Origin of the sequence: Kineococcus deserti, from assembly GCF_050871945.1 — a bacterium.
Lineage (GTDB): Bacteria > Actinomycetota > Actinomycetes > Actinomycetales > Kineococcaceae > Kineococcus.
In genome coordinates, this window is record NZ_JBJLSI010000001.1 from 267,125 (window position 1) to 280,643 (window position 13,519).

10 protein-coding genes are annotated in these 13,519 nt (G+C 73.0%); 6 read left to right on the forward strand and 4 right to left on the reverse strand.

What is annotated here, in order from left to right:
• The first annotated feature begins 25 nt into the window (after positions 1 to 25).
• Positions 26 to 607 (forward strand): PAS domain-containing protein, encoded by a 582-nt coding sequence (locus ACRYR2_RS01395; RefSeq protein ID WP_432561019.1) that lies wholly within the window; start codon positions 26 to 28, stop codon positions 605 to 607.
• Positions 608 to 629: 22 nt separating this feature from the next.
• On the opposite strand, the gene ACRYR2_RS01400 is transcribed toward ACRYR2_RS01395, so the two are convergent.
• Genes ACRYR2_RS01400 through ACRYR2_RS01415 form a run of 4 tightly spaced genes read right to left on the reverse strand, consistent with a single transcriptional unit; the run spans position 630 to position 6,270 of the window.
• Entirely contained in the window at positions 630 to 2,279 is a 1,650-nt protein-coding gene (locus ACRYR2_RS01400; protein ID WP_432561020.1) for an ATP-binding SpoIIE family protein phosphatase, read from the reverse strand.
• Between the two features lie 49 nt (positions 2,280 to 2,328).
• Entirely contained in the window at positions 2,329 to 3,195 is an 867-nt protein-coding gene (locus tag ACRYR2_RS01405; RefSeq protein WP_432561021.1) for an SDR family NAD(P)-dependent oxidoreductase, read from the reverse strand.
• A gap of 27 nt (positions 3,196 to 3,222) precedes the next feature.
• Entirely contained in the window at positions 3,223 to 4,452 is a 1,230-nt protein-coding gene (locus ACRYR2_RS01410) for an MFS transporter (RefSeq protein WP_432561138.1), read from the reverse strand.
• Positions 4,453 to 4,512: 60 nt separating this feature from the next.
• Positions 4,513 to 6,270: an EAL domain-containing protein gene (locus ACRYR2_RS01415; RefSeq protein ID WP_432561022.1), complete on the reverse strand. Its 1,758-nt coding sequence runs from the start codon at positions 6,268 to 6,270 to the stop codon at positions 4,513 to 4,515.
• Between the two features lie 272 nt (positions 6,271 to 6,542).
• Here ACRYR2_RS01415 and ACRYR2_RS01420 point away from each other — a divergent pair, with 272 nt between their 5' ends.
• The 5 genes from ACRYR2_RS01420 (at position 6,543) to ACRYR2_RS01440 (ending at position 13,500) form a co-directional block, all read left to right on the forward strand.
• The gene (locus ACRYR2_RS01420) at positions 6,543 to 7,400 is read left to right on the forward strand and encodes an MIP/aquaporin family protein (protein ID WP_432561023.1); all 858 of its coding nucleotides are present in this window, start codon (positions 6,543 to 6,545) and stop codon (positions 7,398 to 7,400) included.
• 65 nt (positions 7,401 to 7,465) lie between these two features.
• A complete protein-coding gene (glpK, locus tag ACRYR2_RS01425; protein WP_432561024.1) occupies positions 7,466 to 8,998 on the forward strand; it encodes a glycerol kinase GlpK in 1,533 nt (510 codons plus the stop codon).
• 94 nt (positions 8,999 to 9,092) lie between these two features.
• Positions 9,093 to 10,799, forward strand: a complete 1,707-nt coding sequence (locus ACRYR2_RS01430) for a glycerol-3-phosphate dehydrogenase/oxidase (RefSeq protein ID WP_432561025.1) — start codon at positions 9,093 to 9,095, stop codon at positions 10,797 to 10,799.
• Positions 10,800 to 10,917: 118 nt separating this feature from the next.
• A complete protein-coding gene (locus tag ACRYR2_RS01435; RefSeq protein WP_432561026.1) occupies positions 10,918 to 11,820 on the forward strand; it encodes a CARDB domain-containing protein in 903 nt (300 codons plus the stop codon).
• Positions 11,821 to 11,913: 93 nt separating this feature from the next.
• Entirely contained in the window at positions 11,914 to 13,500 is a 1,587-nt protein-coding gene (locus ACRYR2_RS01440; protein ID WP_432561027.1) for a methyl-accepting chemotaxis protein, read from the forward strand.
• Positions 13,501 to 13,519: the final 19 nt, after the last annotated feature.

The following is a 13,519-nucleotide window of genomic DNA, read 5'->3' on the forward strand; positions in this document are numbered from 1 at the left end:
CTGACGGAAGACGACAGGGGGGACAGTGCAGGCATCCTTCGACCAGGGGTCCTCTGAGCACGGCGACGCCCGGTCGGCGCGGGCCGCCCGCGTGCTCGCCGTGCTGAAGAACCTGTGGGGTGACGAGCCGCCGCCGGGCGCGGACCCGGACCTCGCCTGGCTGGTGGACGCCCTCGCCGTCGACGACGCCCAGGGACGCGAGGACGGCTACCTGGTGCGCGGGGACGACATCTCGCTGACCTCGCTGGCCAACTGGCTGACGGCGCCGCAGTTCTCCGACGAGGACAGCGGGGCCTGGCAGTTCGACCCGGCCACGGGCCTGATGAGCCTGGACGAGCAGGCCGGGCAGGTCCTCGGCCTGTCCCAGCGCGTCGGGGTCGAACGCGCCCTGCTCGACGTCCACCCCGACGACCGCGCCGACGTCGAGCGGACGCTGCGCCGGACGGCCGAGACGGGCGAGCACTTCCGGGTGACGCTGCGCGGCCGGTCGCCCGAGGGCGACTGGGTGTGGCGCACCGGCACCGGCCGTCGCCTCGTCGGCGCGGACGGCGGTGTGGTCGTCGTCGGGTTCGTGACGGTCCACCGGCCCCGGGTGCCCGTGGACTGACCGGGGCACCCACGGCCCGGGATCAGGCCACGAGCAGGTCGGCCCACACCGTCTTGCCGTTCCCGCGGGGAGCCACCCACCACCGCTGGGCGACCACCTCGACGATGTGCATGCCGCGGCCTCCCGTGGCCTCCTCGGTGGAGTCACGGGGCTGCGGGTGCCGCGTGGAGCAGTCCTCCACCCCCACGGACAGCAGGCCGTCCGCGACCTCGTGCCGCAACGTCAGCGCTGCGGGCGAGCCCGTGTGCAGCAGGGCGTTGGTCACCAGCTCGGAGACCACGAGTTCGGCCTCGTCCGCGGCCGACGACAGGTCCCACTCGCTCAGCGTGGTCCGCAGGTAGTCCCGGGCCGCCCCGACGGCACGGGTGTCGGCCGGCAGCGCCAGTCGCGTCTCGCGGATGCCGGGGGTGGGGCCGTCGTAGTCGACGACGAGCAGTGCCGCGTCGTCGTCCTTGGTCCGCTGCGAGGGCGCCAGCACCCGGTCGGCCACGGCGTCGGAGGAGGCGAGGGTGGAGTCCGCCAGGGCCAGTTCGAGCAGGTCCTCGCCGGCGGTCGCGCCGCGCGGCCACTCCACGACGCCGTCGGTGTACAGCAGCAGCCGGCTGCGCCCGGTGAGCCGGTGGGAGGAGACCGGGAAGGTCGCCTCGGGGTCGACCCCCAGCGGCGGCCCGGGATCCACCGAGAGCTCCCGCACCGGGCCGGGGCAGAACAGCAGCGGGGCGGGGTGCCCGGCGCTGGCCACCAGGAGCTCGCCGGTGCCCTCGTCCAGGGCGAGCAGACAGCAGGTGGCGAACAGGTCGCCGTCGAAGGACTGCATCAGGCGGTTGGTCCGCTCGAGCACCGCGCTGGGGGAGTGTCCCTCGCTGACGTAGGCGCGCACGGCCGTGCGGACCCGTCCCATCAGCGCGGCCGCGGCGCTGTTGTGGCCCTGGACGTCGCCCATGACCACGACGAAGGCCCGGTCGGTGGCGATGGCGTCGAAGAAGTCCCCGCCGATCTCGGCGCCGTCGGTGCCGGGCAGGTAGCGCGAGGTCAGCCGCACGCACTCGCTCTGCGGCAGCCGGTGCGGCAGCAGGGCCTCCTGCAGGGCCCGGGCGGTCTCGGCCGCAGCCCGCGCCCGCGTCAGCTGCTCCTCGTGCGAGACCTCGAGCCGCGCCCGGCGCTCGCGGTCGAAGATCGCGACGACCAGCGCCGCCAGGTCGGCCAGGTCGGCCTGCTGGTCCTCGCCCAGCTCACGGGGTTCCTCGTCGAAGGCGCACAGCGTGCCCAGCGTCAGCCCGTCGGGCGTCAGCAGGGGCGCGGAGGCGTAGCTGCGGACCAGTCCGAGCCGGCCGTCCACCCAGGGGTTGGCGGCGAACCGCACGTCGCGCCGGGCGTCCGGTGCGTGCACGAGGGTGCCCGTGGCGACGGTGTAGTCGCACATGGCGTCCTCGCGGGCGCAGTCGGCCCGGTCGAAGCCCTCACTGGCCAGTTGCCGCTGGAGGCGCTCGTCGATGATGTTGACGACGGCGTTGGACAGCCCGGTCACCGTGGTCGCGAGCCGGACGACGGCCTGCAGCTCGTGCGGGGGCGGTGCCGTGACGTCGACGTACTCGCGCAGGACGGCCAGCCGGATCTGCTCGGTGTGCCGCGCGGCCACCTCGGTGGTCCGTCCCGAGAGGGCAGTGTTCACACCCTTACGTTACCGGTTGGTCACGCTCCGTGTTCTAGAAAGGGAGAACTCACGCCCCTGAGGTGGGGTGCCGCCGCCTGGCCCCCGACGGCATGGCGTTCCAGACCGTCCTGACCAGGCGGCGCGGGGCCACGTCCAGCAACGTCGAGACGGCCTTCCACCGTCTGGTGGGCACGCTCACGGCGCGGCCGGCGAACAGGTCGTCCAGCGAGGCGTCGACGACGTCGTCGATGTCCAGCCAGACCTTGTCGCTCAGCGACGAGCTGCCGCCCGAACGCATCCCGGACCGGGAGTGGAACTCGGTGCGGACGTAGCCGGGCTCGACCACGGTCGCACCGACCCCCGTGCCGCGCAGCTCCCCGGCCAGGGTCTCGGTCAGGACGATGACGTAGGCCTTGGCCGCGGAGTAGTGCCCGCCACCGGGGACCAGGCCGGCCACGGAGCCGACGTTGAGGATCCAGCCACGGCCGCGGGGGACCATCGCCCCGGTCGCCGCCCGGGACAACACCAGGACCGCCCGGCACAGGACGTCGAACATGCGCTCGTGGTCGGCCGGATCACCGTCGAACAGGCGCTGCCGCAACCCGAAGCCGGCGTTGTTGACCAGCACGTCGACGGGGGCCCCGGTGCTGCGGACCCGCTCGGCGACCTGCTCCAGGGCCGCGCGGTCCGACAGGTCCGCGACGAGGACCTCCACGTCCACGCCGTGCTGGGCGCGCAGCTCGGCCGCGGTGGCCTCCAGGCGGGTCCGGTCCCGGGCCACGATCACCAGGTCGAACCCGCGGCGGGCCAGGGACCGGGCGTACCCGGCGCCCAGCCCGGCGGTCGCGCCGGTCACGAGGGCGGTGCGTCGGGGCGAACCGGGGGTGCGCTCGGCTGCGGCGTCGGTGGCCGGCTCGGTGGAGGGGGTGGTCACGGGGCAGAGCCTACGGAACCGGGGCACTCACACCGACGCGGGCAGCGGGGCCGAGCCCGCCCAGCTGCGCTGCGCGGTCAGGCACAGCACGGACGCGGCCAGCACGGCGCACGCCGCGACGGTCAGCGCCAGCCGCGGCCCGGCCGCGTCCAGCAGCACCCCGGCCACGGCGTTGCCGAGGGCCGCGCCGGCCGTGATCGCGGTGGACAGCCACGCCTGCGCCTCCCCGAGCCGGTGCGAGGGGGACAGCAGGTCCACCAGTCCCTGCGCGGCGATGAGGTTCGGGGAGATGAACAGGCCCGTGAGGAACAGCACAACCACCAGCACGACCATCGGGACGTCCGCCCCGGCGCTCGCGGCCACGGCCAGCAGCAGCAGCCCGAACACCGTCAGCGTCACCAGCAGGCGGCGGCGGTCGGCGCTGCGCCAGTCCCGGCTGCCGTACACCAGCCCCCCGATCGCCGACCCGCCGGCGATCGGGGCGAAGAGCGCACCGAGCCGGTCGGCCGAGCCCAGCAGGTCCTCGGCCAGCCCGGCGATCGAGACGTCGAGGATGCCGAACCCGATGCTCATGACCGCCATGACCAGCATCAGCAGGACGAAGCCGGGGCTGTGCAGCAGGACCGCGCCCGCGCCGGCGGCGTGCCCCGCCGCGGGCCGCGGTACGACCCGCCGGGCGCCGGGTGAGCGGCTGTAGACCAGCGTGCCGCCGACCAGGAACACCACGGTGACCAGCAGCGGCAGCGGGGCGACGCCGAGCAGCAGCAGCACACTGAGCAGCAGCGGACCACCCACGAAGATCGTCTCGACGGCGGCCGCGTCCAGCGCGTACCCGCGCCGGCGCTTGCGCTCGTCGGTGACGACGACCCGCCACGTCGAGCGCATGGCCGGGCTCAGCGGCGGGAACGCGGCCCCGGCCAGCAGGGCGATGACGGGCAGCACGACGGCGGGCACGGCGGTCCAGACCGTCGCGCCGGTGAGCAGGAGCAGCAGGAGGCCGCTGATCGAGGCGGCCGGCACCAGGACGCGCGGCTGGCCGATCCGGTCCATCGCCCGCCCCCACAGCGGGGAACCGACGGCCAGACCGACGGCGAACAGCCCGGTGACGATCCCGGCCAGCGTGTAGTTCTCCCGCTGGTCGCGCACCAGCAGCACCAACCCCAGCGGGGCGGTCGCGATCGGGATGCGCGCCACCACCGAGGAGACGAACGGACGTGCCACCAGCGGATCGCGCAGCAGCGCGAAGTACCCCGACATCCTCACCAGTTCCTCGTCGGCGGCCGCTGCGGCGCGGACGCACTCCTGGTGCTGGGTCTATCAGACCGGCCAGATCCGTGCGCAGTGCCCTCCGGCGCGGCGGGCCGCCTCCAGGGCCGCCTCGGCCTGCCGGTGCGCCTCGGCGCCGGTCGCCGCCCGGCCCGGGGCCAGGCTGGCGCCGATGCTGACCGTCATCGCCGGCTGCCGCTCGTCCGGACGGTCCAGGCCGAGTTCGACGGCCATCAGCAGGGCGTCGGCCACCCGTTCGACGACCCCTTCGCTGCCGGCGCGGGGCAGCCCGGTGAGCAGGACGGCGAACAGGTCGGGGCGCAGCGGGATCCAGCGGTCCACCGAGCGCACGGCGCGCCGCATCCGGCGCACGACGGCCTCCCGGCCGCCACGGGGGCAGGTGCCGTCGACGCCGACGAGCAGCAGCCCGGTGCCGGTGCCGGTCTGCCGGTCCGCCTCCAGGGCGTCGGCGACGACCTCGGACAGCCGGCCGGCCGGCCGCGGACGCGACGGCGCGGGCGGGAGGGGCGGGACGGGCGCGACGGTCGGGACGGCACGGTCGGGCCCGGTGGGCCGGGGGCGGTGGTCGGCGAGCAGTCGCGCGACGACGTCGGCGGCCAGGTCCGGATCGTGCGAGACGACCAGCTCGTGCTCGTCGCGACCACCCCGCCAGGGGCGGGCCAGGACGAGCCCGCCGCCGTGCGGGCCGGCGACGGCGACGCCGAACTCCTGGTCGGAACGGTGCCCGGCCCGGCCACCCTCGAGGTGCACGACGCCGTGGACGCCGCAGCCCTCGGCCAGCCGGCGTGCGCCCGGTCCACCGAGCGAGACCACGACGACGGGATCCGTCGCCCCGGCGGCTCGCAGCAGCAGGTGGCGGGCCGTCTGCTCGACGACCGGGGTGGTGGCCCGCCGCGCCGGGCGCGCGGACGACAGGTGGCCGAAGAGGTCCTCCGGCAGCGACCGGCGGGGCAGTCCCGGCAACAGCCCGGTGGTCGGCACGTCGGCGAGGACGTCGGCCAGGACGTCGGCCAGGACGTCGGTGGCTGCGGCCGGGCGGCCGAAGGACCAGCCCTGGGCCAGCCCCGCGCCCAGCGCCTCGGCCGTCCGGACGTCGGCCTCGTCCTGCACGCCTTCGGCCAGGACCGCGGCCCCGGTGCGCTCGGCGTACCGGCCCACGGCGGCGACCACGGCGGCGACGTCGGGCGCGGGACGCCGTTCCAGGTCGCGCAGGTCGAGCTTGACGACGTCGGGGTGCAGCACGGGCAGCAACGCCAGCGCGGACGGGTCGGCGCCCACGTCGTCCAGCGCGACCCCCCAGCCGCGCGCGCGGATCCGCCGGGCCAGGCGCAGCACCTGGGCCGGACGGGCGACCAGGGCCTGGGCGCGGACGTCGACGACCACGCGACGGTCGGCGTCCCCGCAGGTCCCCGCGACGGCGTCCGCGGCGGCGGTGCTCTCCCCGGTCGTGTTGAGGAAGAGCGTGCACCCCGCGTGCAGACCGGCGTCGGCGGCCGTGCGCAGTGCCGTGCGCCGGGCGGCGAGGTCGAGCTCGACGGTGCGGCCGCTGTGCGCGGCGGCGCGGAACAGGTGCGCGGGGGACGTCAACGGGGAGTCGTGCGGGCCGCGGACGAACGCCTCGACGGCGACGGTCGCCCCGGTGCGCAGGTCGACGACGGGCTGGAAGACGGTGCGCAGCGCGTCGGCGCGCAGCACCCGGTCCAGTTCCTCGGCGGCCGCGGTGGTGGCCTCGGTGCGGGGGAGGTGGGCAGGGCTGAGCGACGGCGGACCCTGCGTGCTCAGCGTCATGGTCGTGGTGTCGGCAGGTTCCCGCCGTGCCTTGAGCCTTTCGGGTGAAGCAAGTACGCAACGTCACCATCGACGCACGGTGCGACAGCCGCAGCGTGGCCACCGTCGTCGGTGAACGCTCACGGGGCGCGGAAGGTCACCGGCCCCGACGAATCGTTCGACATGGTCGAACTCGTGACGTTGACGCCTCCTGGCGCCCCTCCTACCTTCGATCACGCCTGAAGCAGGCACGGCGGATCCGCCGTGAAACTCGACTCAACGTGGAGTTCCCGATGTCCCACAGCAGTTCCGGGGCGGCTGCGCCGCCCGCGGCGCCTGCGCGCCGCACCCCGACCCTGGCCGGCGAGATGCTCGCCGAGTTCGCCGGCACCGCCATCCTCATCCTGTTCGGCGTGGGTGTCGTCGCCCAGGTCGTGGCCGGGCAGAACGGCGGAGACGACGCCATCCACTGGTCCTGGGGACTCGGCGTCACCTTCGGCGTCTACGTCGCCGGCCGCACCACCGGTGCGCACCTGAACCCGGCCGTCAGCATCGCGCTGGCCGTCTTCAAGGGTTTCCCGTGGAAGAAGGTCGTGCCCTACGTCGTGGCGCAGTTCCTCGGGGCGTTCGTCGCGGCGGGCATCGTCCGCTGGATCTACGCCGACGCGATCGACACCGTCGACGCCGGCACGACCTCCGCCACCCAGGGCATCTTCTCGACGCTGCCAGGTGAGGGGATCAGCATCTCCACCGCCTTCTGGGACCAGATCGTCGGCACCGCCATCCTGGTGTTCCTCATCTTCGCGATCACCGAGGCCCGGGCCACCCCGCCGGCGGCCAACCTCGCGCCGTTCATCATCGGCCTGGTCGTGGTCGGCATCGGCATGGCCTGGGGCAGCAACGCCGGCTACGCCATCAACCCGGCCCGCGACTTCGGCCCCCGCCTGCTGTCGTACGTCACCGGGTACGAGGACGCGATGCGCACACCAGCGGGTGACTTCTACTTCTGGGTGCCCATCGTCGCCCCGATCATCGGCGGCGTCATCGGTGGTGGTCTCTACAAGATCCTGGTCGAGCGCCACCTGCCCGAACCCGACCCGGTCACCGGCCTGGAACCGCAGCCCGAGGGCCGCGTCCCGGCCGACGACTGACCGACGACTGACCGACGCCGAGCCACGACCCAACGCACAGCTCACAGAAGAGAAGGCGGAACAGCATGCCGAACGACAACGGTCCCCAGTACGTCGGCGCCGTCGACCAGGGCACCACGTCCAGCCGGTTCATGGTCTTCGACCACAGCGGCAACGAGGTCGCCAAGTACCAGCTCGAGCACACCCAGATCATGCCGCAGCCGGGCTGGGTGGAGCACGACCCGATCGAGATCTGGGAACGCACCAGCTCGGTCATCCAGAGCGGCCTGCGCCAGGCGAACCTGAGCGCCAAGGACCTCGCCGCACTCGGCATCACCAACCAGCGCGAGACGGCCGTCGTCTGGAACCGCCGCACCGGACGGCCGTACTACAACGCCATCGTCTGGCAGGACACCCGCACCGACCGGCTCGCGGCCGCCCTCGACCGCGACGAACGTGGCCAGAAGATCCGGGCCAAGACCGGCCTGCCCCCGGCGACCTACTTCTCCGGCGGCAAGATCCAGTGGATCCTGGAGAACGTCGAGGGGGTCCGCGAGGCCGCCGAGCGCGGTGAGGCCGTCTTCGGCAACACCGACTCCTGGCTCATCTGGAACCTCACCGGCGGCCCGCGCGCCGGCGTCCACGTCACCGACGTGACCAACGCCAGCCGGACCATGCTGATGAACCTGGAGACCCTGGACTGGGACGACGAGCTGCTGGAGATCTTCGGGATCCCGCGCGCGATGCTCCCGCAGATCAAGCCGTCCTCGTACACCGAGGGCTACGGCGAGACGCTGGAGCAGGGCCCGCTGGGCGGCAAGGTCCGGCTGACCGGCATCCTGGGCGACCAGCAGGCCGCCATGGTCGGGCAGGTCTGCTTCGACCCGGGCATGGCCAAGAACACCTACGGCACCGGCAACTTCATGCTGCTGAACACCGGCACCGAACTGGTGCGCTCCAAGGCCGGTCTGCTGACGACGGTCTGCTACCAGTTCAACGACGACAAGCCGGTCTACGCCCTCGAGGGCTCGATCGCCGTCACCGGTTCGGCCGTGCAGTGGCTGCGCGACCAGCTCGGCATCATCTCCGGGGCGGGGGAGTCGGAGTCGCTGGCGCGCCAGGTGAACGACTCCGGCGGTTGCTACTTCGTGCCGGCGTTCTCGGGGTTGTTCGCGCCGTACTGGCGCTCGGACGCCCGCGGCGCGATCGTCGGGTTGTCCCGCTACAACACCAACGCGCACATCGCCCGGGCCACGCTGGAGTCGATCTGCTACCAGAGCCGCGACGTCACCGAGGCCATGACGGCCGACTCCGGCGTCGAGGTCGAGGTGCTCAAGGTCGACGGCGGCATCACCGCCAACACGCTGTGCATGCAGCTGCAGGCCGACATCCTCGGTGTCCCGGTCTCCAAGCCGGTCGTCGCCGAGACCACCGCGCTCGGTGCGGCCTACGCGGCCGGTCTGGCCGTCGGGTTCTGGAAGAACCTCGACGAACTGCGCGAGAACTGGAACGAGGGCGCCCGCTGGGAGCCGACCTGGAACGACGAGCAGCGCACCAACGGCTACGCCGGCTGGAAGAAAGCCGTCGAGCGGACGTTGAACTGGGTGGACGTGGACTGAGGTTCCACCCCCTCGACCGCGCCGGGCGCGCGAGATGCGCGCCCGGCGCACACCATGGAGCAGGACCCGTAGGGAAGAAGCTGAGGAGCAGGACGTGGAGATCAAGGCACTGTCGCCGCAGGCCAGGGCGGACGCGCTGCGCGAGATGGCAGAAGGTGAACTCGACGTCCTCGTCATCGGCGGCGGCGTCGTCGGGACGGGGGCCGCGCTGGACGCGGTGACCCGGGGGTTGCGCACGGCGCTGGTCGAGGCGCGGGACTGGGCCTCGGGCACCTCGAGCCGCTCCAGCAAGCTCGTCCACGGTGGCCTGCGCTACCTGGAGATGCTCGACTTCGCCCTCGTCCACGAGGCGCTGTCCGAGCGCGGTCTGCTGCGCAACAAGCTGGCGCCGCACCTGGTCCGGCCCGTCCCGTTCCTGTACCCGCTGTCCAAGCGGTTCGCCGAGCGCCCGTACGTGGGCTCCGGTGTCGCGCTGTACGACGCCATGGCGCTGTCGTCGGGCAACAACAAGGGTTTCCCGCTGCACCGCCACCTGACCCGCAAGGGCGTGCAGAAGGTGGCCCCGGGCATCCGCAAGGACGCCATGGTCGGCGCCATCCAGTACTACGACGGCCAGGTGGACGACGCCCGGCACACCATGACGATCGCCCGCACCGCCGCCACGTACGGTGCGCTCATCGCCAACCGCACCCGCGTCAAGGAGTTCATCCGCGAGGGTGAGCGCGTCGTCGGCGCCGTCCTGGTCGACCTCGAGACCGGCACCGACGTCCGGGTGAAGGCCAAGCAGGTCATCAACGCCACCGGCGTGTGGACCGACGAGACCCAGGAACTGGTCAACGCGCGCGGGCAGTTCAAGGTCCGCGCCTCCAAGGGCATCCACCTCGTGGTGCCGCGCGACCGCATCCAGTCCACCACGGGCATGATCCTGCGCACCGAGAAGTCGGTGCTGTTCATCATCCCGTGGGGCCGGCACTGGATCGTCGGGACCACCGACACCGAGTGGACCCTGGACAAGGCGCACCCGGCCGCCACCAGCGCCGACATCGACTACGTCCTGGAGCACGCCAACTCCGTGCTGAAGTCCCCGCTGACCCGCGAGGACGTCCAGGGCGTGTACGCGGGCCTGCGGCCGCTGCTGAGCGGGGAGAGCGAGTCGACCTCCAAGCTCTCGCGCGAGCACGTCGTCGGGCACCCCGTCCCGGGTCTGGTCGTCGTCGCCGGTGGCAAGTACACGACCTACCGGGTCATGGCCAAGGACGCCGTGGACGTCGCGGTGGAGGGCCTGGACGGCAGGATCGCCGCGTCGACGACGGAGAACGTGCCGCTCGTGGGTGCCGAGGGCTACCACGCGCTGTGGAACCAGCGGCACGGTCTGGCCGCCCGCGCCGGCATCCACGTCGACCACGTCGAGCACCTGCTGAACCGCTACGGCTCGGCGATCGACGAGGTCCTGGCGCTCATCGCGGCCGACCCGTCGCTGGGTGAGGTGCTGCCCAAGGCCGACGACTACCTGAAGGCCGAGGTCGTCTACGCCGTCACGCACGAGGGCGCCCGCCACCTCGACGACGTCCTGGCGCGCCGCACCCGGATCTCCATCGAGACCTACGACCGCGGGACGGAGTCGGCCGAGCTGGTCGCCGACCTGATGGCCGGTCCGCTGGGCTGGGACGACGAGCGTCGTTCCACCGAGGTGAAGACCTACCTGCAGCGGGTCGCGGCCGAGCGCGCCTCGCAGGAACAGCCCGACGACGCCTCCGCCGACGCCGTGCGCCTGCAGGCCCCGGAGATCGTGCCGGTCTGACCCGCCCCGTCGTTCCCCCGACTTCCCGGATCCTCACCCGTTCGGCCCAGCGACCGACTAGCGTGCACTCTGCGCGACGGGGGGTTGCGCACAGGATCGGAAAGACCGGGGGAACGACATGGGGTTCGTCAAGGCTGCCCGCGCGCTGGTCGCGGGTGCGGTCGTCGTGGGATCGGTCGCCGTGGGGGGAACGGTCAGCGCCGCGCCGCGCCAGCCCGACCTGGTGGTCACGTCCGTCAACTGGGCGCCCGACGTCGTCGGCGGCCAGCAGGTGCTGTTCAGCGCCACCATCGCCAACCGCGGCACCGCGGCCACGCCGGCCGGGACCATCAGCGGGGTCGGTTTCCAGGTCGACGGCAAGCTGGTCACCTGGGCCGACCGGCACACCGCCTCGATCGCGCCCGGGCAGAGCGTCACGGTCACCGCCGTGGGCGGTCCGACGGGGTCGGCGACGTGGACGGCGACGGCGGGGCAGCGCAAGCTGCGGGCGTTCGTCGACGACGCCAAGCGGATCGCGGAGTCCAACGAGGGCAACAACACCCTGGACACCACCGTGAAGGTGGCAGCAGGGATCACGCACCGGATCCAGTCGGGCGGCGTGGTGACCCGACTGTCTCCGGTGGACCGCACCACCGTCACCGCCACTTCCGTCAGCGGCAACATCTACGTCGGGTGCTTCAGCGCCGACGGTCGCCTCGTCGACGGAACCGAGCGTTTCCTGCGGCAGGGCGGCGTGGGCAACGACACCTTCGCCTTGGGATCGAAGTTCGCGGACGGACTCGCCGAGGTGCCGGCCGGGGCGACGCAGTCGGGGTCCCGGGTGAGCTTCAGCTCCCTCATCTGGTCCTACCAGGGCCACTTCGGCATCACCTGCGCTGCGGAGGAGGCGCCGAACTTCACCCGGTTCCAGGCCACGTCGGTGCGCACGACTCGCTGGTACGGCTCCTACGGCACGCCGTTGGGTGCGCAGCTCGCATCGGTCAGCACTCCCGTCGACGTCGACTTCGACGTCCAGCCCTGACGTCCAGCCCTGACGCTCAGTCACCGGAGGGCCTGGTCGGCATCCGTCGATCAGGCCCTTCAGTGCATCCCTGCAACTACCGAAGAACCGATCATGCTCTCCCGTCTGCGTGGTCTGAAGGTCGCTGCGAAGCTCGCCGGTGGCTTCGGTGTCGTCTGCCTGCTGCTGGCCGCCGTGGTCGTCCTCGGTGTCGTCCGGCTGGGGCACTCCCAGCAGAACCTGGAACGGATGTCGACCGCGGGGCTCGCCTCGGTGGACAGCATCAACGCCGTCGAGAACGCCTACACCCGCATCGTGCTCGACATCACCGGCCTCGCCCTGGTGAGCGATCCGCAGCTGAAGCAGCTGAACACCGACTCCCTGGCCGTCGACGACGCCGCGCTCGAGGCGGCCTGGCAGCGGTACCAGGCGTCCTCGCCGTCGGCCCCGGCGGCCGACCGCGCCGAGGTGGAGCGGTTGATGGCGAAGTACACCGAGGTCCGGCGGCCGGCGATCGCGTTCGCGAACGCGAACGACCAGGCCGGGTTCCTCGCGAACTCCGGTGACCTCATGACCACCCACCAGACGCTGACGGCGAAGCTCGACGAGATCAACGAGGTCGAGCAGGTGGCGGCCACCGCGATGGCCGAGCAGGGGCGCGACGCCTACCGCGAGGCGGTGCTGGTGCTCGTCGGCGCCGGGGTCGTCGCGGTCGCGCTGTCGGTCCTGCTGGCCCTCGTCATCGCCCGCTCCGTCACACGTCCGCTGCAGGCGTCGGTCCGGGTGCTGCAGGGCGTCGCCGTGGGCCGGCTGGACCAGCGGGTGGAGTACCGCAACGCCGACGAGCTCGGCCAGCTCGCCGCCGCGGTCGACGCCACCGCGGACGGGCTGACGCAGACCCTGACGATGGTCTCCGACGGTGCGCACCGGCTGGCCGCCTCCTCGACCCAGCTGGCCGGCGTCGCCGACTCCCTGTCGTCCGGGGCGGCCGGCGCCTCGGCGCAGGCCGAGGTCGTCTCGGCCGCGACCGAGCAGATCAGCGCGAACATCGGCACGGTCTCGGCGGCCGGGGAGCAGATGTCCGCGGCCATCCGGGAGATCGCCGGCTCGACCACCGAGGCCAGTTCCACCGCGGCCGGCGCCGTCGCGACGGCCACGTCGGCGCGCGAGACCCTCCTCCGGCTCACCGCCTCCAGCCAGGAGATCGGCGAGGTCGTCAAGCTGATCACCTCCATCGCCGGGCAGACCAACCTGCTGGCCCTGAACGCCACCATCGAGGCCGCCCGGGCCGGTGATGCCGGCAAGGGGTTCGCGGTGGTGGCCGGTGAGGTCAAGGAACTGGCCCAGCAGACCGCGCGGGCCACCGAGGAGATCGTGACCCGCGTCCACGCGACCCAGGCCGACGCGGCCGCCGCCGCCGGTGCGCTGACGGAGATCTCCGAGGTCGTCGCCCGCATCGACGGGCTGCAGGCCACGATCGCGGCGGCGGTGGAGGAGCAGTCGGCCACCACGAGCGAGATGGTGCGCAACGTGACCGAGGTGTCCACCGGCTCGCAGGAGATCGCCGCGAACATCTCCGGCATCGCGCAGGCGACGCAGCAGACCACCGGTGGTGCCGCTGAGGCGGCGGCCGCCGCCGGTGCCGTCCGGGCCGCGGCGGGTGACCTGCAGGAGCTCGTCGGGCGGTTCACCCTGCGCTGAGCAGGGCCCGTCGTTAAGG

Bases quoted from the DNA above. Each gene is read 5' to 3' on its own strand.
- ACRYR2_RS01440 (WP_432561027.1), top strand. From the start codon at position 11,914: ATGCTCTCCCGTCTGCGTGGTCTGAAGGTCGCTGCGAAGCTCGCCGGT.
- ACRYR2_RS01435 (WP_432561026.1), top strand. From the start codon at position 10,918: ATGGGGTTCGTCAAGGCTGCCCGCGCGCTGGTCGCGGGTGCGGTCGTC.
- ACRYR2_RS01410 (WP_432561138.1), bottom strand. From the start codon at position 4,452: ATGTCGGGGTACTTCGCGCTGCTGCGCGATCCGCTGGTGGCACGTCCG.
- ACRYR2_RS01420 (WP_432561023.1), top strand. From the start codon at position 6,543: ATGTCCCACAGCAGTTCCGGGGCGGCTGCGCCGCCCGCGGCGCCTGCG.
- ACRYR2_RS01415 (WP_432561022.1), bottom strand. From the start codon at position 6,270: ATGACGCTGAGCACGCAGGGTCCGCCGTCGCTCAGCCCTGCCCACCTC.
- glpK (WP_432561024.1), top strand. From the start codon at position 7,466: ATGCCGAACGACAACGGTCCCCAGTACGTCGGCGCCGTCGACCAGGGC.